The 21305-nt window shown below is 70.8% G+C and carries 14 protein-coding genes and 1 pseudogene; 5 read left to right on the forward strand and 10 right to left on the reverse strand.

Features of this window, described 5'->3' with window-relative positions; translation table 11 throughout:
* Positions 1-6: 6 nt before the first annotated feature.
* Together DN069_RS06355 and DN069_RS06360 are read right to left on the reverse strand one after the other, a co-directional pair.
* A complete protein-coding gene (locus tag DN069_RS06355) occupies positions 7-1521 on the reverse strand; it encodes a serine hydrolase domain-containing protein (protein WP_111499845.1) in 1515 nt (504 codons plus the stop codon).
* Between the two features lie 59 nt (positions 1522-1580).
* Entirely contained in the window at positions 1581-1835 is a 255-nt protein-coding gene (locus DN069_RS06360; protein WP_111499846.1) for a hypothetical protein, read from the reverse strand.
* Between the two features lie 236 nt (positions 1836-2071).
* Between DN069_RS06360 and DN069_RS06365 the strand changes: the two genes are divergently transcribed.
* Positions 2072-3259 (forward strand): serine hydrolase domain-containing protein, encoded by a 1188-nt coding sequence (locus DN069_RS06365; protein WP_165845385.1) that lies wholly within the window; start codon positions 2072-2074, stop codon positions 3257-3259.
* 80 nt (positions 3260-3339) lie between these two features.
* On the opposite strand, the gene DN069_RS06370 is transcribed toward DN069_RS06365, so the two are convergent.
* Genes DN069_RS06370 through DN069_RS06395 form a run of 6 tightly spaced genes read right to left on the reverse strand, consistent with a single transcriptional unit; the run spans position 3340 to position 10293 of the window.
* Positions 3340-4617 (reverse strand): COG4705 family protein, encoded by a 1278-nt coding sequence (locus DN069_RS06370; RefSeq protein ID WP_111499848.1) that lies wholly within the window; start codon positions 4615-4617, stop codon positions 3340-3342.
* A 38-nt stretch (positions 4618-4655) separates the two neighbouring features.
* Complete coding sequence (locus tag DN069_RS06375) at positions 4656-5924, reverse strand: sensor histidine kinase (RefSeq protein ID WP_111499849.1); 1269 nt, start codon at positions 5922-5924, stop codon at positions 4656-4658.
* Entirely contained in the window at positions 5915-6568 is a 654-nt protein-coding gene (locus DN069_RS06380; RefSeq protein ID WP_111499850.1) for a response regulator transcription factor, read from the reverse strand. Before DN069_RS06380 ends, DN069_RS06375 begins: the two co-directional genes overlap by 10 nt.
* Before the next feature lie 46 nt (positions 6569-6614).
* Positions 6615-7715: an ABC transporter ATP-binding protein gene (locus tag DN069_RS06385; RefSeq protein ID WP_111499851.1), complete on the reverse strand. Its 1101-nt coding sequence runs from the start codon at positions 7713-7715 to the stop codon at positions 6615-6617.
* Complete coding sequence (locus tag DN069_RS06390; RefSeq protein ID WP_111499852.1) at positions 7712-9328, reverse strand: ABC transporter permease; 1617 nt, start codon at positions 9326-9328, stop codon at positions 7712-7714. The genes DN069_RS06385 and DN069_RS06390 overlap by 4 nt, the downstream gene beginning before the upstream one ends.
* On the reverse strand, positions 9325-10293 hold the full coding sequence (locus DN069_RS06395) for an iron ABC transporter substrate-binding protein (RefSeq protein WP_207892067.1): 969 nt from the start codon (positions 10291-10293) through the stop codon (positions 9325-9327). Before DN069_RS06395 ends, DN069_RS06390 begins: the two co-directional genes overlap by 4 nt.
* An 820-nt stretch (positions 10294-11113) precedes the next feature.
* On the opposite strand from DN069_RS06395, the gene DN069_RS06400 reads away from it, so the two are divergent.
* The 3 genes from DN069_RS06400 to DN069_RS06415 all read left to right on the forward strand — a co-directional run bounded on the left by DN069_RS06400 (position 11114) and on the right by DN069_RS06415 (position 16232).
* Entirely contained in the window at positions 11114-12349 is a 1236-nt protein-coding gene (locus tag DN069_RS06400; RefSeq protein WP_111499853.1) for a serine/threonine protein kinase, read from the forward strand.
* Positions 12350-13137: 788 nt separating this feature from the next.
* On the forward strand, positions 13138-14661 hold the full coding sequence (locus tag DN069_RS06410; RefSeq protein WP_111499855.1) for an alpha/beta fold hydrolase: 1524 nt from the start codon (positions 13138-13140) through the stop codon (positions 14659-14661).
* An 11-nt stretch (positions 14662-14672) separates the two neighbouring features.
* Positions 14673-16232 (forward strand): serine hydrolase domain-containing protein, encoded by a 1560-nt coding sequence (locus DN069_RS06415; protein WP_111499856.1) that lies wholly within the window; start codon positions 14673-14675, stop codon positions 16230-16232.
* Positions 16233-16298: 66 nt separating this feature from the next.
* Here DN069_RS06415 and DN069_RS06420 read toward each other — a convergent pair.
* Together DN069_RS06420 and DN069_RS06425 are read right to left on the reverse strand one after the other, a co-directional pair.
* Positions 16299-16532, reverse strand: a pseudogene (locus DN069_RS06420) (transposase); the annotation flags it as partial.
* A gap of 213 nt (positions 16533-16745) precedes the next feature.
* Complete coding sequence (locus DN069_RS06425; RefSeq protein WP_243638955.1) at positions 16746-18743, reverse strand: spermine/spermidine synthase domain-containing protein; 1998 nt, start codon at positions 18741-18743, stop codon at positions 16746-16748.
* 586 nt (positions 18744-19329) lie between these two features.
* On the opposite strand from DN069_RS06425, the gene DN069_RS06435 reads away from it, so the two are divergent.
* Positions 19330-21279: a phosphatase PAP2 family protein gene (locus DN069_RS06435; RefSeq protein WP_111499858.1), complete on the forward strand. Its 1950-nt coding sequence runs from the start codon at positions 19330-19332 to the stop codon at positions 21277-21279.
* The last annotated feature ends 26 nt before the right edge of the window (positions 21280-21305 follow it).

A 21305-nucleotide genomic window follows, 5' to 3' on the forward strand; every position in this document is an offset into this window, starting at 1 on the left:
ACGGCGCTAGGCGGACTTGGCCGTCGCGCGAACGCCGAAGTGGACGTACCGGCTGCCGTCGGCGAGGGCGTAGAACACCACGGGTATCCAGGCGTCCTTCTCGTTGCGGCGGCCGGCGAAGACCGTCTTCGTCGGCGTGTGCGAGACCGGGGTCAGCTGCCAGACCAGCGGGTCGAAGGTGCCCGCCAGACCGTCCGCGCCCTCGTACCTCAGCCGCAGCGAGCCCGGACCGCCCTCGTCGACGTCGGCGATGGTCATGAGGAAGCCCTCGCGCTTGTAGCTGCCGAGGAACGGCTCCGTCTCCACGGCCAGGGGTTCGGTGGCAGGCGCGAACCCGGGCATGGTGACCCCGGCGAGTTCGGCGCAGAGCTCGCGGCAGAGCGCCTCGAAGACCTTGGGCGCGGCGCCGCCGCCGTTGGTCAGCAGGGCGATGGCGAGGCCCTTCTCCGGGATGGCGCGCAGGTAGGCGAGTTGGCCGAAGGTGCTGCCGTCGTGGCCGAAGCCGCGCACGCCGTCCCACTCGAACAGACCCCAGCCCAGACCCCAGTGGGCGCCGAGGAACCACTGGTCGGGCATCTCGACCTCGCGGGTCAGCATCGCGTCGACCACGGCGGCCGGCAGCACCCGGGTGCCGTCCGGCGCGGCACCGCCGTCCACGAAGACCTGGGCGAACCGGGCCACGTCGGCGGCGGTCGCGCTGATCCCGCCGTACGGGCCGGCCGAGCGCGGCAGCATGTTCCAGAGCGGGGTGGGGACGGGCGTCTCGCCCGGCTCGCCCATGTGCCCCATGGCCGCGAGGAAGCGCAGCACCTCCTCGGGCAGGGTCATGGTGTGCTCCAGCCCGAGCGGGGCGAGGAGCAGCTCCTTGAGCGCCTCGTCCCAGGTCTGGCCGGTGACCACCTCGACCATCCGGCCGAGGACGTTGTAGGCGGTGCTGGAGTACGACATGGTGGCGCCGGGCGGGTTGGTCAGGCCGACGGTCCCCGTGCCCTCGACGTAGCGGGCCAGGCAGTCGTCGCCCCGGCCGGTGTCGTTGACGTAGTCGCCCTCGATACCGCTGGTGTGGTTGAGCAGCTGACGAGGCGTGATCGTCCGGGTGGCCGCGGCATCGGCGACCGCGAAGTCCGGAAGGACATCCGTGACCGGCGCGTCGAGGTCCAGCTTTCCGGCGTCGGCGAGCAGGACCACGAGCGCCGCGGTGTAGCCCTTGCTGACGGACCCGATCTGGAACACGGAGTCCGGGGTCACCGTGACGCCGGTGCCGGTGTGCAGGACGCCGGCGGCCATTTCGTGGATCGTGCCGTCGGCGAGCACGGCCAGGGCGGCGCCGGGGATGCGGTGGTCGGCGAGGAGCTCGCCGAGCCGGGCCTGCCAGCGGGCGGTGTCGAGCGCGGGGCTGCGCTCGCTCACGCCCAGCGCACGGTTGACCGTACGGGCCACGTCACGGTCGGTCTGTTCCAGGATCTTGGCCACCTCCTGGTCGACGAGCTTCGACACGTCCCGACGCAGGTTTTCCGACATGCTGTCTTCCTCGTGGTCTCGGTGGAACGGCTCGGGTGGGGTGGGGTGCGGCCCGCCGCCTAGTCGGCGCCGCGGGTCCGCCGGCCGACGAGCCCGGTCAGCGAGGCGACGCTCCTGCGCGGCGCCTGCCGGAGGTCGCGGTCCGGGTGCAGGACGGTGCGGAAGGCGGCCCAGGCGAGTGCGCCGAGGGCGAAGCCGTAGGCGCAGACGAGCCCGTGGCCGTTCTCCTGCGCGGTGCCGCCGTGGTCACGATGAACAGCAGGTCGTCCATCGTCACCACCCCCCTCCGAGCCGTGTGCGATCTTGCCGATCATGAGACTAGCGCGACGCGGAGCGTTTTCAAACAGTGTTTGAAAATTGACGCCGCTCGCCCCGCACAAGCCGACCCGGCGGACACCTCTGGGATAGTCCGACCCGTCGCGGGTCATCCTGGAGGCCGAGCACCCCGATCCGGGAGGTTCGCCCACTGTCGTCGCGCCCAGCCCGGCAGGAGCCGCGCTATCTGCTAGGTATGACGCTGAGATCCCGTGTGCCGAGGAAGCGAGCCGTGATGACAGCGTTCGACTGGAACCGGCTGTCGGCGGTCGTGTCCGAGCATGCCGCGGCCGGGGAGGCGCCCGGCGCGGTGATGGCTCTGTCGCACGACGGTGAGACGCAGGTCGCGAGTGTCGGCGCACGCGCCACGGACGGCGCTGTTCCGTTGTCCGGCGACGAGGTGTTCCGGATCTCCTCGATGACCAAGCCAATCGCGGCGGCCTTGACATTGATGCTGGTCGAGGAGGGCGTTCTGGCGCTTGACGCCCCGATCGAGCGGTGGGTTCCCGAACTCGCCGACCGTCGCGTGCTGCGGCGCCTCGACGGGCCGATCGCGGACACCGTTCCGGCGGACCGGCCGATCACGGTGGACGACCTGCTGACGATGCGGATGGGCTTCGGATTCGTCTTCGACACACCGTGCCCGGCCTTCGAGCGCGCTGCCGCAGCCGGCCTCGGTCTGGGCCCACCGGATCCGTCCGTCCCGCTCACACCGGACGCGTGGGTGGCCCGGTTCGCCGAACTTCCGCTGATGCACCAGCCAGGCGCGGACTGGATGTACGAACTCAGCTTCGCCGTCCTCGGCGTGGTCCTGGCCCGCGCGGGCCGGCAACCTCTCGACGACCTGCTCCGAGACCGCTTGCTCGACCCGCTGGGCATGACCGACACCGGGTTCGAGGTTCCCGCCCAGGCACTCCCCCGCCTGGTCCCCTGTTTCACCCCAGGCGAGAACGGCCTGGAGGTCTTCGACAGCGCCGACGCCGCCAGCCGTTGGAACCACCGGCCGAGCTTCCCCGACGCGCGCGGCGGACTCGTCTCCACCGCCTCGGACTACCTGCGGTTCGCCCGCATGCTGCTCGACGGCGGCACGCACGAAGGCACACGGCTCCTGTCCGAGCAGTCGGTCGCGGCCATGATCACCGACCACCTCGGAGCCGATCGAGATCGCTCCACCTCAGCGCAGGCCTTCCTCAGCTCAGGTGCGGGCTGGGGCTACGGCCTCGAGGTCCTCACCACCGGAGTTGCCCCCAACGCCCGCACCACGCGGTACGGATGGGGCGGCGGACTCGGGTCCACCTGGTACTCCTTCCCCGAACTCGACACCGCCGCCGTCCTGTTGACCCAGTGCCTGCCCCCACCGGAGCCCCTGGTCACCGCCTTCTGGTCCGAGCTGATCACCATGCTCGGTCGACGGAGCCGGTGAACGCGGGCACGCACGGTGCGGGGCTCAGGTGGCCGGCCCGTCAAGGCCGGCCACGTGAGGCCCCACGCCCGTCAGTTCTGTCAGCGCAGGTCCGCGAGGAGGGTGTTGAGTTCCGCCTCCTGCTGCGCCGACGACATCGGCGGATTCGGGTGGTCGATGCCGAAGGTCTTCAGGACGTGGTCCATCTGTGCGTCGATGGACGTCCAGCCGGTGTCGTCCAGCGGCTGCAGCGAGGCCTGGTCGGCGTCCCAGAGGTCACGCAGTGACTGGGCGGCGGCGTGGGCTCCGGTCGGGTTGCCCGTCTGGGCGTCCTTGAGCGAGGTCGATGCGAGGGCCCTCAGCGCAGCGACCTTGGCCGGCGGGAAGTTCTTCACGGCCTGGCCGGGGGCGAGTTGGACGGTGGAGGTGGCATCGGTCTCCGGCGCCGGGCCGACGTGGGGTCGGCTGTGAGCCCAGACCAGCAGGACTGCGGTGGCGACCGCCAGGACACCGAAGCCGGCCAGCCCGACGCGCTCCCTGCGAGTGTTGGCGGTGTCCTGCGGGTGGTGCGTGGCCTCGTACGTCTCGGTCACGTCGGAGCGCGTGACGGTCAGGTAGACGACCGTCGCAAGGATCAGTCCGAGGAAGATCAGGCTGGTGGTGAAGGTGCCCAGCGCGAGGCCGGTCGGGTCGCCCGGGTTCTGTGCGACCTTCGGGGAGGCGAGCCAGTCACCGATGTTGGCGCCCAGCGGGCGGGTCAGGATGTAGGCGAGCCAGAAGGACAGCACCGGGTTCGCGCCGAACCTCCACAGCAGGGTGATCGACGCGATGAGGCCGAGCGGCAACAGGACCGAGACCCCCGGGCTCCAGCCGGTGAGCTCGAGGGTCCAGTCGCCGGTCGCGGTGCCGAGCGCGAAGGTGACGAGGACGGTGAGCCAGTAGAACGACTCGCGCGACAGTGTCGTGACCGAGTGGATGGACAGGGTGCGCTCGCGGAACCACCACACACCGAAGACCACCGCGAGCAGGACCGAGAACACCGCGGAACTGATCCACAGCGGCACGTTGAGCTGGTCGGTCAGGATGTCCGTGTACAGCGTGCCCGTAACACTGACCACGACCACGGTGAGCCAGTACGGGAACGGGACGTACCGTTTCAGCCGTAGCTGGACGCCCAGAACCACCACGAAGACCGCGGTGAAGATCCAGGCCGTGTTCACCAGGCCGACGCCGAGCTTCGTGTTGATCCAGTCGGCGAAGCTCTCCCCGACGGTCGTACACAGGATCTTGATCACCCAGAACCAGACGGTGACCTCGGGAACCTTGTTGAGCTGGAGCCGCCCGCGACGCCGCGTGCGTACCGCGCTTGTCGTAGTCATACGTCGAGGTTGGCCGGACAAACCTGCACATAACCTGACTACGTGGTCACCGCCGGCGCAGGGAACGTCACCTCGACCCGACCGTGGCCGTCCGCGATCGCGCGGACGCCGACCCCCGCGGACGTGGCGAGACGTCGCACCACCGCCAGCCCCAACCCGTGTCCGCGGCCGGCGGTGACGCCCGCCTCGAAAACCCGGTCGACCTGCGCGGCGTCGAACCCCGGGCCGTCGTCGAGGACATCGACCGCCACGCCCTGGGGCTGCACCCGCGCCGTGACCCAGACGCGCGAGCTCGCATGCCGCAGGCCGTTTTCCAGCAGGGGCGACAACACGGCCACGACGAGTTCGGCCGCCACGGCGACGTCGATGTCGGCCGGAACGGCGAGCTCGACCGAGCGGCCGGCGATCGCCTGTCGCGCCGCCGCGCGCAGATCGCAGCGGGTGCCGCTGTCTATCCGGGTCCGGGCGGCACGCAGAATCGTCGTGATCGCCGAGTTCAGGCGGTCGACCTCGTTCAGGACGGCCGTCGGTGCCAGATTCTGATCGGAGAGCTGCGCCAACTGAGCCTCACCCCGCAGGACCGTCAAGGGCGTCCGCAACTCGTGGGCGATCTCGTCGGTGAGCCGGCGCTCGTCCGCGAGCGCATTGTCGACGCGGTCGAGCAGACGGTCGAGCGTGCGCCCGAGCTCGCCGAACTCGTCGCGCGGTATTCCGAGGTCGAATCGGCGTCCGGGTTCGTGATCGCCCCAGTCGTCGGCGAGAACGGCCATGTCGTGAACGACCCGCAACGCACGACGCACCACGACGTACGCGACGACGCCGGCCAGCAGGATCGAGAGGCCGCCCAGTATCAGCGACAGCGCCAGACTGCGCTGCTCCGACGTCTCGTACGGCGTCAGATCGACCCTGACGACCACCACGACGTGGTGGCCTTCCACCGGGATCGGCTGGGCGTACAGGAGAGAGTTGTCGACCGTGGCGGTCCGGGCTCGCCCGGTCCCGGTCAGCGCTTGGACGCGGTCAAGGACGTTGCCCGGCACGATCCCGTCGACGAGGTGCCCGTCGGCGTACACCCACGTGACCGTGTCCAGCGCCTCGTTGTCACTCTCGGTCAGCACGACGCGGCCACCACTCACCGTGACATTCGCCGCAGCAGCCTCGGCGCGCGTACGCGCCAGATCTATCGAGTCGGCGTCGGTCACCCGGCTCAGCAACACGTGCGAGAGCGCCACCAGCACCGCGACCACCACTGTCGCGACAAGAACCGTCAGTGCGACGACCCTCCCCCGGAAGCCCGTCACTCCCATCGGTAGCCCACCCCGCGGACCGTCGCCAGACGGTCGGCCGCGCCCAACGCCCCGAGCTTGGTCCGCAGCCGCCGCACGAAGGAGTCCAGGGTGTTGTCGCTGACCTGCGCGCCGTGCGGCCAGCCGGCGGCCACCAGGGCGTGGCGGCGCACCGCGTCCCCCTGCGAGGCGATGAGCCTGCCCAACAACCGGAACTCGGTCGGCGTCAGACTCTCGCTCGTGGAACCGTAGGTGACGACATGTCTGGCCGGGTCGAGGACGACGCCCCTCGGCGCGGCCGCCGCGGTTGACCTGCGCAGCAGGGCACGCACCCGCACCAGCAGCTCCGGGACGTCGAACGGCTTGGTCATGTAGTCGTCGGCGCCGGCCTCGAAGCCGCCCACCTTGTGATGCATGCCGTCCAGGGCGGTGAGCATCAGCACCGGCGCGTCGACGCCTCGGGCCCGCAGCGCCAGGCAGACGTCGCGACCGTTGGCGTCCGGGAGCCCCAGATCCAGGACGACCAGGTCAGGGACCGGCTCGAGGTGCCGCAGCAGGCTGTCCGCGGTGGCGGCGCCTGAGACCGTGTGGCCGTCGTGCTCAAGTGCGCGCCTGAGGACGTCGCGGACGGCCGCGTCGTCTTCGCACACCACGATAAATGCCACATGCCGACCCTAGGGCACTCCAGTAAGAGTTCCCTGTCTGCGCCACTCAGCGGGCCTGATGTCGGGCCAGGTCACCTGTGGGCGCCGTCGTGGCGGCGCCGGCCGCAGGCAGGGCGTGAACGGGACCTGTGGCGACGACGTGCACCGAGGTGCCGACCGGTGGCGGGGCGGTGTCGGTGTAGGCGATCAGGGGGTGGTCGAGTCCGTCTGCGGCGGGCGTGACTTCCACGCGGTGGTCGTGGCCCCGGAACTGTGTGGCCGCCACGGTGGCCCTGAGCGTGTGGGTCCAGCTGTCCGTGTCGGCCCGGGTCAACAGACGCAGTTGCCGTGGCCGCAGCATCACGGTGCCGGCGTCGTCCCTGCCGGTCGGGCGGGCAAGGAGCAGGGTGCCGAGCGGGGTCGTCGCCTCGTCACCGTTGAGAGCCGCGGGGAGGAGGTTGGCTTCTCCGAGTGCCCGGGCCACGTGGGCGTCGGTGGGGCGGTGGAACAGGTCGTCCGGGGTTCCGGACTGGGTGATGCGGCCGTCACGCATGACCGCGACGAGGTCGGCGAAGGCCAGGGCCTCGTCGACGTCATGGGTGACCAGGACCGCGGTCGCGCCGGCGCGGCGCAGGGCGGCGGCGACCTCGGTGCGCAGTTCGGCACGCAGCGCCGCGTCGAGCGCGGAGAAGGGCTCGTCGAGCAGGAGCAGGTCGGGGCGGGGGGCGAGGGCGCGGGCCAGCGCCACGCGTTGCTGCTGTCCGCCGGAGAGCTGGTGCGGGTGGCGGTCGCCGAGGCCGGCGAGGCCGACCAGGTCGAGCAGTTCGGGGACTCGGGCGGCGCGTTCGGCGCGCGGGAGGCCGAAGCCGATGTTGGCGGCGGCGGTCAGATGGGGGAAGAGGGCGCCGTCCTGGGGGACGTAGCCGATGCGGCGCTTCTCGGCGCGCTCGCGCCGCCGGCCGTCGTCGAGGACGCGGTCCCCGACGGTGACGGTGCCGGTGGTGGCGGGGTGGAAGCCGGCGACGATGCGCAGCAGGGTGCTCTTGCCGCAGCCGGACGGGCCGAGCACGCAGGCCAGTTCGCCGTCCTTGACGGTGAGGTCGACGCCGCGCAGCACGTCGTTCCTGCCGTGGTGGGCGTGCAGGTCGGTGACGGTCAGGCCGCTCATCGCCCAGCCTCTCTGGTGGTGTGGGTGCGGGAGTCGCCGAGGGTGCGGCGGGTGAGCAGGAGGACGGCGGGGACGGACAGCGCCGTCATGACGGCGGCATACGGGGCGGCCGCGCCCCAGGCGAGGCCGGTGGTGTAGGTCCAGAACTGGGTGGCCAGGGTGTCCGTGCCCGTGGGGCGGAGCAGCAGAGTGGCCGTCAGTTCCGTACTGGCCGTCAGCCCCACCATCGCGAAGGCGGCGCCGAGTCCGGGCAGGATCAGCGGCACGGTCACCCGGGCCAGGACGGCGAGCGGCCGGGTGCCCAGGGAGCGGGCGACGTCCTCGACCGCGTGCGGGACCTGCGCCAGCGAGGAGCGCACCGCGGTGAGCGCGAGCGGGAAGAACAGAGCCACGTAGCCGGCGACGAGCAACGGCGCCTGCTGGTAGAGCGGCTGCGCGTAGCGGATCGCGAAGAAGACGACGGCCAGGGCCACGGCGATGCCGGGCAGCGCGCGGGTCAGATAAACGGTCTGCTCGACGGCTCGGGCCAGCCGCGTCTCGCGGCGCCACGCGTACAGCGCGACCGGGATCGCGGCGGCGGTCGCGACGGCCGCGGCACCGAGCGCGTAGCCGAGGGTGGTCAAGGTCAGCGACCAGATCGAGGCGGAGGGCAGCGTGGTCGAACTGCCCTTGACCAGCCAGTACCCGAGTGCGTAGACGGGGACGCCCACCGCGGTGCCGACCAGCGCCGTCATCGCGAGCAGTGCGAGCGGCTTGGTCCGGCCGAGCGGGATCGGCGCGGCCGGCCGCCCGGACGTGCGCTCGCGCACGACGCGTCCGCGCTGACGGACCACCCATGCCTGGAGAAGCACGATCAGCAGCGCGAGGGCGATCAGCACGAGCGCGAGCACCGAGGCGGAAGTCATGTCGAAGGCGGTCTCGAACTCGGTGAAGATGGCGGTGGCGAAGGTGGTGTAGCGCAGCATCGCGAACGCGCCGTACTCGCCTAGCAGGTAGAGCGCGACCAGCAGTGCTCCGCCGGCCAGCGCCGGGCGGCACTGCGGCAGCGTGACCCGCCACAGAACGGACAGGCGGCCGTGGCCCAGGCTGCGGGCGACCTCCGCCGCGCCCGCGTCGCTGCGCCGCAACACGGCGGCGACGGGCAGGAAGACCAGCGGGTACAGCGAGGAGACCATCACCAGGGAGGCGCCCCACAGACCCTGCACGGAGGGCATCAGCGAGACCCAGCAGTAGCCGTGGACGAACTCCGGGATGGCCAGCGGCATCGCGGCCAGCACTGTGAAGGTCCGGCGCAGCGGCAGGTCGGTGCGCTCGACCAGCCACGCGGCCCCGAAGCCGAGGACCAGCGAGGCGGCGGTGACGACCGCCGTCAGCGCGGCGGTGTGCCCGAGCAGGGTCAGCACCATGGGGCGGCCCAGGAGTTGGCGGGTCGCATCCCAGCCCGACTGTCCGGCCTCCAGGGCGACGAAACCCAGCGGGCACGCGACCAGCAGCGCCACGACCATGGCCGTCAGCGGAAGCGCCGCAGCGCCCGGCCGCCACCCGCCCAGCCGCGAGGAGCGCGGCGGGCGGGTGGCGAGGGGCGCCGAGGAGGAGGGGGACGTGAGTGTCACGACAGCAGGCCCACGCTCTGCATCAGCTGGAGCGCCTGCTTGCCGTCGCCCAGCTCGGCGGGCGAGGCGATGGGCCCGGACTGGTCCAGCGGGCGGGAGAGTCGGGTGTCCGTCACCCCGGCGAGCAGCGGGTACTCGTAGCTCTCGGAGGTGGCGATGATCTGCTGGGCGGGCTTGCTCACCAGGTAGGCGAGGAACGCCTGCGCGGCCGCCTGGTGCTTGCTGGAGGCCAGCACGCCGGCGCCGGAGACGTCGACCAGCGCACCCGGGTCGCCCTTGGCGAAGTACGACATGGTGCTGTGGACGCCGGACGCGCCCTGCTCGTCGCGCAGGCGGTACCAGTAGTAGTGGTCGATCACACCGCCCGCGACGTCGCCGCGGTTCACGGCGGCGACCAAGTCCTCGTTGGAGCCGTAGACCTTGGCGTTGTCCTTGAGCGCCTGCAGCCACGTCTTGGTGGCGGCGACGCCCTGCTGCTTGATCATCAGCGAGACGACCGGGCTGAAGTCCGTCTCCGAGGGCGCGATCCCGAGCCTGCCCTTCCACGCGGCCGAGGCCAAGTCCTTGATCGCGGTCGGGGCCTGGGCCGCCGTCACCTTGCCGGTGTTGTACACGAACGCGGCCTCACGGGCCGAGAGGCCGACCCAGTCGCCCTGCGCCGAACTGTCCCCGGCGGGGACGGCGGCCAGGGTGGACGCGGTGACCTTCGCGAGCAGGCCCTTGTTCTCCAGCGTGGTCAGCGCCGGCGGGTTCTCGGCGACGTACACGTCGGCGGGCGAGGCCGACCCCTCCACCAGCAGCTGATTGGCCAGCTCCGCCTCATCCCCGGAACGCAGCTGCACCTTGACGCCCGTGCGGGCGGTGAAGTCCTGCACCAGCTTGCCCATCGTCTGCTCGTGCTGACCGCTGTAGACGGTTATGGTCTGGCCTGCGAGGGAGCCGCCGGACCCGCCGGAGGAGGCCACGGAGGTCCCGGAGCTGCCGCACGCGCTCAACGAAAGGGCACACGCTCCAGCCAAGGAGATCGCCGCCATCGAAACCGCAGACCGCTTCATCGACCGCACACCGCCGAACACCGCACAAACCTCCAGCAGAAGACGAACACCCGATCCACCTGTGGTGCGGACCAAGCCACCCCGCGCGAGCGAGGGCGGGCCACAACCCGATCCACCACCAAGCAAGGCAAGGCTTACCTTACTAAGTTCGGGGCGATCTTCGCTCACCACGGTCCCGTGTCATCGGCGAAGCGAGGTTGGAATGTCTGCTCTATACCTGTTTGTCAGGTTGGCTCGGGCAAGCGCGAGACCATTTCGCAACACTGGTTCCACGCCAGTACGAATCGTCGAGGTGGCCCGCCCCCTTGTCCTCGCCGTACTGCGAGCCGTCGGAACCCGGTAGGCGCCGGCCTCGGGCGCGCGTCGCGACCTCGCCTCCTGGCCCGTCGGCGGTGCGAGGAGCCGGTCATAACATCTTGCCCACGGGTCGGCGGGATCATATTGAATGACCGTCAACTCCGGTGCCGATCGGAGCTTCGCGCCGCCCGCCTGGGGCATCATTCATCGCCTCCGGCGCCTGCCGCCCGCATCAAAGCCTCCAGCCTTGCCCGGATGGGCGGTAGCCAGGTCGCCCGCCGCACAACCGTGCGCGCTCCAGGGGGCGCGCGCCGACCTGCAACGCGCCGCCGGTCGTGGCCTGCTCGGGCGCGCTGACACCCCCGCATGCAGCTCCGGCGGCATAGTGGCGACGGCTAACTCATTTGCGTCCGTCCAGATGTGAGGAGCACAGGTGACCACCATTCAGGGCCTGACCTATCTCGAGGTCGCCTTCGACGAGCAGGGCCAACTCACGTCAGGCGGGGACGAACTGCTGGCCGCTGCGGCAGGGGCCAGTGCTGCGGCGGCCCCCGGGGCGTGCAACGTCTTCTTTATGACGCACGGCTGGAACAACAGCGAGGACTCGGCGCGCACCCTCTACCAGAACATGTTCCGGCTGTTGAGCGGAATGCTCGGAACCAACCTGTCGTCCACGATCGCCGTCGGGGTGATCTGGCCGGCGCGGGCACTGTCCGAGGACGACCCCGCAGTGGAGCAGGCCGCAAGCCCCACGGATGACGTCCTCTCCCTGGCAAAGGTGTTTCCCCAGCAGCAGGACGACGTCGCCGCCCTGGGCGCTGCTCTGGGCGCGCCCCAGCCCGCGGTGGCGGGGGCTGCCGGACTGTACGCGCAGGCAAGGGCGCTGGTCACGTCACCGGCTAGCCCGGTGCCCGGCTACGACGAGGACGCCCCGCTGGTCCGCGGCCCGGGGGCGGGGCTGGGTCTGGACCTTGAACGGCTCATCGAGCACGTCTGCGGCAACAGCCTCGACATCGTGCGGGTGTTCACCTACTACGAAATGAAGAACCGGGCAGGTGTCGTCGGCCAACAGGGCCTGGGGCCTTTGGTTCGCGAACTTGGCGCACAGGTGGCCGGAGTTCGAGTGCACCTGATGGGGCACAGTTTCGGCGCGCGACTGGTCGCCCACGCCCTGGTGGGCCTCGGCGACGTAGAGAATCCGCAGGCCAGCCCGGTCAAGTCGGTCCTGTTCCTGCAGGGCGCGTTCTCACACTTCGCGTTCGCTCCCGCCATCACCCAGGCCGCCACCCCAGGCGAGGAGGGGCCGCTGGCGGGACTCACCGCGCGCGTCGACGGGCCGCTGCTATCCACCTTCACGAGCGCCGACAGGGCTCTGGGCGCCTGGTACCCGATGGCAACGATGATCCAGCACGAGGACCTGGCCCTGTTGGACCACCCCGCCAACCGGTGGGGTGCAATGGGCCACGACGGATTCCAGCAAGCGAACGCCGTGACCGCCCTCCTCGCGCCCCAGGGCAGCCCGTACACCTTCACGCCCGGCACCTGCTACCGCCTGGATGCCAACGCCGTGATCAACGCCGACCAGTCCCCGTTCGCCGGCGCCCACAGCGACATCTGTCATCCGGAGGTCCTGTGGGCGGCAGCCAGCGCCGCCCAAACCACTGCCTGACGCAACCCGGCCCAGCAACCGCCGAATCCTCTCACCCGGAAAGTTCCTGCCTTTCGCTCGCACTCGCGCCACGCTGTGGGTGCCGAATCTTGCGTCCGCGCAGGTCGGACGGCACGCCGATACCCGTGCAGCACTCCCCCGAGAGGGTTACGCCGAGGGATGTCCAGGCACTCGATCCGGTCTGGTTCGGGCAGTCCTGGTAGGGCGCCGGATGCGGCCGCGGCCAGGGCCCTTGGGTACAGCGCCGGTTGTCGTGCCGCTCGTAGGTCCGCCGCGCTCGACGCAGGTGGGTCTCGTATCAGACGAGCGTGCGGTCCTGGGCATGCGTCGGGTGCCCGTGTCGGAGTTCTCCTTGGAGCTCTGACGTCCTTCCTTGCGACAACCATGGCTGAACGGGCCAAATTCAGACGGGCCATGGCTACCCGTTGGGACGAACGCAGGCTCGACGCCGCAGCACGACTGGATCTGGGGGCCCATACGCCGTCGACTGTCGACGACCTCGCAGGACGGCCATCCGACCGGACCATGCCGGTCTCGACAGGGCGCGGCTACCGGTGTGGCTGTGCTGGCTCCCCGCGGCCTACATGTGTCCTGTCGTGTTCGTCTCGCACAGGGGTGTCCGTCTCGGCCTGAGCAGCTCAGAAGGCGTGCCGCCAAAGCCAGTAAGCCGTGTCCTTCCAAATGGTGATCCTCGGTGGGCCGTGCGTGTGACCGGGTACGTGATGGTGCGTCGACCCGCGAGTCGCGCCGGTGACTCCGGGTGTCTGCAGCAGAGGTGAGGTGTCGTGATGAGAGCCGTGGAGCTGGCCGTGCTGGCCGGCCTGCTGGCTACGACTGTGGCGGCGGTGCCAAGCGGAGCCGTGGCCCAGGGGTCCGTGGCGGGGGCGGGTCAGTCGTCGCGGTTCGTACCGGGCCCGTGCCCGCCCACGCTCCCGCACGGCGTAAAGGCCAGCTGCGGATACCTGACGGTGCCGGAGGACCGGACCCGGCCTGGCGGGCGAACGATCCGGCTCGCCGTCGCGATCGTCCCCGCCCGGTCTCCGCGGCACCAGCACGGTGACCCGATCGTATTCCTGCCCGGGGGCCCGGGGCAGGACGCCGTCAGCGACATCCCGGTGCTCACCGAGACCGGCCTGAACCGGGACCGCGATCTCGTCGTCATGTCGCAGCGCGGGACGCTCTCCTCGCCCCCCACTCTGACCTGCCCCGAGATCGACAGGTTCTACCAGCAGCGGATCGGACTGCGCTACGACGCCCCCTCCACTGGCCGCCTGTACGTGCAGGCGGTGTCCGCCTGCCGCGACCGGCTGACCGGCGACGGAGTCGACCTGGCGGCGTACAACTCCTCCGAGAGTGCGGCCGACCTGGCGGACTTGCGGACCGCGCTTGGCATCCGGGAATGGAACGTCTTCTCCCACTCCTACGGAACCGAACTGGCGCTGACGTACATGCGCCGCTACCCGCAGGGCATCCGCTCAGTGACGATCGACGGGGTGGTGCCGCCCTCGGTGGCGACCCCGGGCTGGACCTGGAGCAGCGTCAAGGAGTCGTTCGACAACATGACCGGCGCGTGCGCGGCGCAGCCCGCCTGCCGCAGGCGCTACCCTCAGCTCGCCGCCGTGTTCACCCACCAGGTGAGCCGGCTGGAGGCCCATCCGGAGACCACGCGGGTGACCGTGCCGGGCGTGGCCGGGCTGGTGAAGGTGGTCCTCGATGGCGGGGCCCTGATGAACTGGATGATCCGGGCCAGCCACACTCCCGCCGACTTCCCGATGGCCGTGGACGAGCTGGCCCACGGCAACCCGCGACTCGTTGCCGAGCAGTGGGCGAGCACCCGGCTGCCCGGCCATGAGGGAATCTTCGCCCACGGCCTGTCCCTGAGCGTGTGGTGCAGCGAGTGGGTGCCCTTCGAGACCGCGCGCGAGCAGCTGACCGCCGGCCTGCGGGCCTTCCCGACCCTCCCCATCTCCGTCCTGGCCCAGGCGCCACAGCTGGCGTTCCTGCGCGAGGCATGTCGGGCTTGGGACGTCCCCGGGGCGGACCCGTCCATCCGCGCGGTCACCCACAGCACCATTCCGACCCTCGCCATCTCCGGGAGCTTCGACGCGCAGACGGGCGCGGTCTGGGGGCGCTACGCAGCGCTGACGCTGCAGAACTCGCACGTTGTGACGCTGGCCGGCGTCGCGCACGGCGTGATCTTCAACCCCTGCGGCTCACACGTGATCACCTCCTTCTACGACCGCCCCGACCACCCTGACACCCGGTGCGTGGCCTCGGTGCGCCCCGTGCCGTTCATCATCGGACCGCGGTGAAACCGGCAACCATGAACCAGGCCCACCACGACGCCGCCGAAACCACTGAGCCCTCGACCGCCCACCCGCTCTCGCGCCGCAACCTGCTCGCCATCGCCGCGGGCGGCGCGGCCCTGTCGCTCACACCGGCTCCGGCCCGCGCCGCCACCCGACGATCCACCGGCACCGGGGACACCGCGTTCCAATCTCTGCTGCGGGCACTCGACGCCAGGATCGAAGCGGCCATGCGGGCCCACGCGATCCCGGGGGCGGCGGTGGGCCTGCTGCTGGGCGACCGCGAATACGTCAGGGGATACGGCGTCACCAACGTCGAACACCCCACGCCCGTCGACGCGGACACGCTCTTCCGGGTCGGCTCGACCACGAAGACCTTCACCGGCACCGCGCTGATGCGGCTGGTCGAACGGTCCAGGGTCGACCTCGACGTCCCCGTGCGCCGGTACCTGCCCGAGTTCACCGTGGCCGACCGTGCCGCCTCCCGACAGGTGACGGTCCGACAACTCCTGAACCACAGCTCCGGCTGGCTCGGCGACGACTACCAGGACTTCGGCCGCGGCGACAACGCCGTCGCCCGCTTCGTGGACTCCATGACCCGCCTGCCCCAACTCACTCCGGTCGGCCGGACGTTCGCCTACAACAACGCCGGGCTCTGCGTGGCCGGGCGCATCCTTGAGGTCGCCACCGGCCGCACCTACGAAGCCGCGGTGGGCAGCCTGCTCCTGGACCCGCTGGACCTGCGTCACAGCAGCTTCTTCAGCGACGACATCATCGGCCGCAACATCGCCGCCCCCCACAACGTCGTCAACGGCCGGGCCGTGGTGGAGCCGTCCTTCTGGCCCCAACCACGCAGCCTCGCCCCGACCGGCGGACTGATCTCCAGCGTGCGTGACCAGCTGGCCTGGGCCCGCTTCCACCTCGGCGACGGCACCGCCCCCAACGGCACCAGACTGCTGAGCAAAGCGTCCCTGAGCCAGATGCGCTCACGGCCGGGACCCGGCGGCACCATCGTGGTGGAACTCGACGGCATGGGCATCACCTGGATGCTGCGCCCCACGGCCCAGGGACCCCGGATCGTGCAGCACGGTGGCACCTGGCCGGGTCAGGTCTCCGGCTTCCTGATGGTGCCCGGCCGCGGCTTCGCGCTGACCCTGCTCACCAACTCGGTCAGCGGCTCGCGCCTGCGCGACGAGTTGTTCACCGATGACTGGGCGCTGCGGCGCTTCGCCCAGGTCAGCAACCTCCCCGCCGAACCCCGACGCCTGAGCGCCGCGGAACTGGCACCGTACGAGGGCCACTACCTGAACCGGCGGATCACCGAAGCCGGCACCTGGGAGGAGACCCACGTCGAGTTCCGCGCCCACCGCGGCCGCCTCCAGGGGACGACGACCACCCAGGGCGAGACCAGCGAGCTCGGCGTCGTCTTCTACCGCCCCGACTTCGCACTCGACCTCGACCCCACCGGTCGGCCGACCCGCACCCGCAGCGACTTCCTGCGCGGACCCGACGGACACGTCGTGTGGTGGCGCAACCACGGACGACTCCACCGCCACACCGACCAGCCGACCCCCTGACCCGGGATCACCGGTCACGTCCGCTGGCGTGGTGTATCGACGGCCAGTCGGTGATCTCTTTGCAGGTTAGGCGGTGAGGGCGGTCGGGTTGGTGTCGTCGGTGGGTTCTCCCTCGATCGGGTGGAGGCGGCAGCGGCCGAGGATCTCGGAGCCGATGTAGCGCCGTTGCGCGGCCCATTCGTCGCTCTGCTCTGCCAGGACCGCACCGACCAGGCGGATGACGGATGCCCGGTCGGGGAAGATCCCGACGACGTCGGTGCGGCGGCGCATCTCCTTGTTCAGCGGCTCCTGCGCGTTGGATATGAGACCGAAGGTCGGCGTGTAGGAGCCCCACTCGTAGTTGTCGAGGGCGCTCCAGTGCAGGTAGCCGCGAACGTCGATATCCTCGCGCCATCAAGTCCCGCCAGGAGCGGCCCCCTGCGTGCGCCCAGCCGCCGCACCAACGTCAACACGGTGGTCGTCGGGACCGCGAGACACGCCGGATCACTGAACCCCGCAGCCTGGTCCGCGGCGTCAGTCACGGGTGCCGGAATCCGCCGTCACTCTCGGCGCCGACGGCCGCGCGGCCGATCGGCGCCGGGCGGCCCGCATGGCGGTGAACGCGCCCAGGTAGAGCAGAGCCGCCACCAGCAGCAGCGCCTGATAGCCCGTCACGAGTGCCAGGTATTCGAGCGCGCCACCGGTCAGCGCGCCGAGCAGGTTCGCGCCGAACGCGGAGGTCGGGTCCGCGGCGAGCGCGAGGCGGTCCGAGAAGATGAGGTTGGCGCAGAAGATGGGAGCGAAGGCCAGGGCGATCGCGGCGGCGAGCCGCGCGGGGAACGGCAAGGAGAGCACGGCGTGCACCGGGACGATCCAGGCCACCGCGAGGGTGCCGAAGAGCAGGAGCTGCAGGAGCAGCTGGTTGACCCGTCGCAGTCGGCGCCGGACCTCGACGCCGGCAAGGACGGCGAGCAGGACGCCGATGAAGACCAGGGCGTTGACCAGCCAGGTCGTGCCGAAGTAGAGCGCGAAACCGATCACGTTCTTCGTTTCGAGCAGCATGAAGGCCGCCCCCAACAGGAACATGTCGGTGTACCGGACCATGCTGCGGATCCGGACTCCGGTCAGGCGCACCGCGAGCAGCGTCACCAGCAGGATCGCGGCCAGCGCGCCCAGGTAGAGGGTGGGGATGCTCCGATGGAGCAGGTAGGGGAACGGGCGGTCGTCGGTCGCGGCCGCCGGAACCGGGCCGCTGGGCTTCCAGACGCGCGCGCACGTCTGGTCGGCCGTGGTCATCCCGGCCACCAGCACGGCAGCGTTCCGGGCGAAGGTCGTCATGCAGGGGGCGTGGCCGTAGACGGCGTCGAGGGAGCCGGCGAAGCGGTCGACGAGCCAGCTCTGGCGGTAGTAGTTGTACATGGCGAACGCGCCGTGCGGTGCGACGTGGTCGCGCGCGGCCTGGAACGCCTGCTGGGTGAACAGGTAGCTCTCCAGACGCAGGTTGCTGTCGCCGGCCACCAGCGTCAGTGAGTCGGGCAGCGCCAGGACGACGAGGTCGTACTTCGTGTTCGCCCGCTCCAGGAAGGCCCGTCCGTCGTCGATGTGGAGGCGCACCCTCGGGTCGGCGTACGGCCGCGAGGGGTGCAGTTGCGTGCCGATCTGCGCCAGCCGGGGATCGATCTCGACCGCGTCCACACGCTCGGCGCCGCGCGCCAGCGCGACCGCGACGTCATTGCCGTTGCCGGCCCCGATGACCAGGACGCTCCGGTGCGGGTTGCGGGGCGTCTCGTCGTACGCCTGCCGGTAGGGCGAGTTCTTCTGCATGAGGACGGGCAACGGTGCGATGTTCTGGTGCGGCACGCCGTTGGCGGAGATCTGGTACTCCGGTGGGTGGGTCGACAGGGTGGTCAGCTGGATCTTGTAGTAGGGCGACCAGGAGATGCCGGTGGTCGTCGTCTCCACCAGCAGCGCGGCGACCATCGCGGTGAGGGGGACGGCGTACCGCCAGATGTTGCGTCGCCCGCCGAGCGCCAGCAGGGCCGCGGCGACGATGACGCCCCAGACCACCGAGGGTGCGCGCAGCCAGGACACAAGGGCGAAGGAGACCGAGCCCGTGAGGCTGCCGATCAGGTCGTAGCGGTAGGCGTCGAGCGAGGGAAGCTGCCGGAACAGGTCGGCGGTGATCTTCCCGATGGCGGCCATGATCACCGCGGTGAGCAGGAAGATCGCCGGCAGCGTCACCCAGGCGGGCAGGCCGCTGGTCCTCACGGAGGTGAAGTAGAGGACCTGGCCGCTGCTCTGACTCACCTGCACCGGATAGACGCGGACCAGGACGACGAGCAGGGCGAGTGGGACCGGCGCCCAGCGCTTGATCCACCGTCCGCGCTCGGCGGGGATCAGGAACCCGATGCCGATGCCCAGGAATGACCCGAGCAGGATGAAGTTCGAGAAGTAGCTGAGATGGACGACGTTGGCGCCTGTCCATCTGATCAGCGCCAGCTCGACGAAGAGCATGGTGGCGCTGGAGAGCATCAGCCGCCAGCGCAACGTGGGTCTCGTTTGTCTGCTTTGAGTCACATTCATATACACGCACGGTGCCATCGTCGACGCGGCGAAGTGGCTTGCATCGTCGGCGGGCGTGTCGTCAGACGGGGGCGAGCGCGTATCGTCACGCGTACCGGCGACGGGCGAGAAACCGGTCGCACGAGGTCCCGGGGGCCTGCTTCAGCGTGCCTGGCTCTTCGAGCAGGTGGCCCGCTCCCGGGATCACCGCGAGGCGGTGCGGCGCGGTCAGGTTGTGGCCCAGAGCCCAGTCCGCGCAGGTCAAGCGATGTTCCGGCGCCCCTGGAGGGCTTCGCCGAGGCGGTCGCGTCGGCCTACCTTCACCTGGCGTACCCGTCGCGCCCACCCGCCGCCCGCCCGCACGGCATTCCGGTATGGCTCGGCCCAGGTCGCGACACCGCTGCCGGGCTCCGCGAAAACCTCCCTGGACGCAAGGCCCAGTACCTGAGCCCTGGTCATGTGTGAACGTTAACAATATGGTTGGGTTGCGTTCGCCCCGCCGTGTTCCGCGCTCCCTAGGTTCCTCGCCAGTAGCCCCGAGCGAGCAGGAGGGTCCATGACCACAGTCCAGGCCATCGGAATTTCGGGGCGAAAGATCGGCAGACGCGACGTCCTGCGCGGAGCCGTCGGAGTGGTCCTCGCCGGCGGCTCGGCCACCGCACTGCAAGGGCTGTCGATCGGGCCCGCCTCGGCCGCGCCGCGGACCCCCACTGCTCCGGACCCGCTGCTCCCCTTCGTCTCCCACTACACGAGCAACATCGCCGCCGACCTCACGCCCGACACCAACGCTGCCGTCGACATCCTCTCGGGCATGGCCCGGCTGTGGCGGACCGGCGTCTCCTGGAACGACGGCACGGTTCTCGACCGTGAGGTGCTGCGCGCCAACATGCGCCACAGCGCCGAGGTCACCGCCCGACGCACCGCCGCAGAGGCAAAGCAGGCGTTCCTGCACGATCGTCAGGACCAGAGCTACGGCATGATCGACGGCCTCGGCCCGCTGGCACCGCTCTACAAGGCGGGAGCGCTGGCGGTGACCAGCGTCACCGACGCGCCCGACGGCACGCCGCCCGGCCCGGTCAACGACAGCGTGCCGCCCGGCTCCCCCGCCGGGTCCGCGACCGGTGCCGGCTCGCCGACCTCCGCGCTCGGCGCCGTGGTGACGCTGGTCCAGACGCTGCGCGGGTCGTACTCCTCCAGCAACCCGAGCAAGGCCGCGTACGCGTACCCGCGCCCATGGCGGATGACCCTGGACAGCGGGGTCGTCGACACCGGCACACTCGATCCGTTCGGTTACCCCGTCTACGACTCCCCCGTCCAGGTGGCCCCGCAACTGCTGCGGCAGCGCAGCACCACACCGGCCACGGACGGCGGCTTCCCGAGCGGCCACACCAACGCCTTCTTCCTCGCCGGACTCGCCTACGCGTACGCCGTACCCGAGCGCTTCCAGGAACTGGTCACCCGCGCCTACGACCTCGCCGACAGCCGCATCGTCGCCGGGATGCACTCGGCCGTAGACGTCATCGGCGGCCGCGTGCTGGGCACCGCCCTCGCCGCCGCGACCCTCGCGGACCCAGCGAACAGCACGGTCAAAGCAGCCGCCCGCGCGCAAGCCCTGGCGTGCTTCACCGCGGCGACCGGCACCGACGCGGACGGTCTGTTCGCCGCCGCCCACACCGGCAGCGACGATCAGTACGCCGACCGCGAGGCCAACGCGGAGGCCGTCGCCCGCCGCCGCACCTACGGCCTGCCCCGCCGCGGGCCGTGCACCGTCCCGATGAGCGTGCCGCAGGGCGCCGAGGTGCTGCTGGAGACCCGCCTGCCCTACCTTTCCGCCGAGCAGCGCCGCGAGGTGCTGCGTACGACGGCACTGCCCTCCGGCCACCCGGTCCTGGATGGCCCCGAACTCTGGGGCCGACTGGACCTGTTCACCGCGGCCGACGGCTACGGCGCGTTCGACGACGACGTGAACGTCGTCCTGGATGCCACCCTGCACGGCTTCCACGCGGCGGACCGCTGGCGCAACGACATCGACGGCCCTGGCGGCCTCACCAAGGGCGGCTCTGGCACGCTCACCCTCGCCGGCCGCAACCGCTATCGGGGCGGCACGCGAGTCCGCGAGGGCGTCCTGGTCGCGGAAGCGCCACACGCCCTCGGTACCGGTGACGTCGAACTGACCAGCGGCACACTGCGGTTCACGGCCGGCGCCGCGCCGCGGCACCTCGGCGGCCGGTACACCCAACGCGGCGGAACGCTCGACCTCACGGTCTCCCCCGCCTGCGACACGACGCTCCTCGATATCGAAGGCTCCGCGGCACTCAGCGAGGGCGCGGCCCTCACCCTGCGACTTGCGGCGCATCCTCGCCTCGGCACGCTGACCGTGCTGCGAGCCCGGCGCCTGACCGGCACCTTCGCCTCCATCGACGCGGTCGGCCACGACGGGTTCGTCTACGTCGTCGAGCCCCGCTACGACGCCACCAGCCTCACTGTCCGACTGCACCGCTCCTGAACTACCTCATCCCGAGAGGAATCGCC

Origin of the sequence: Streptacidiphilus pinicola (genome assembly GCF_003258295.1) — a bacterium.
GTDB lineage: Bacteria > Actinomycetota > Actinomycetes > Streptomycetales > Streptomycetaceae > Streptacidiphilus > Streptacidiphilus pinicola.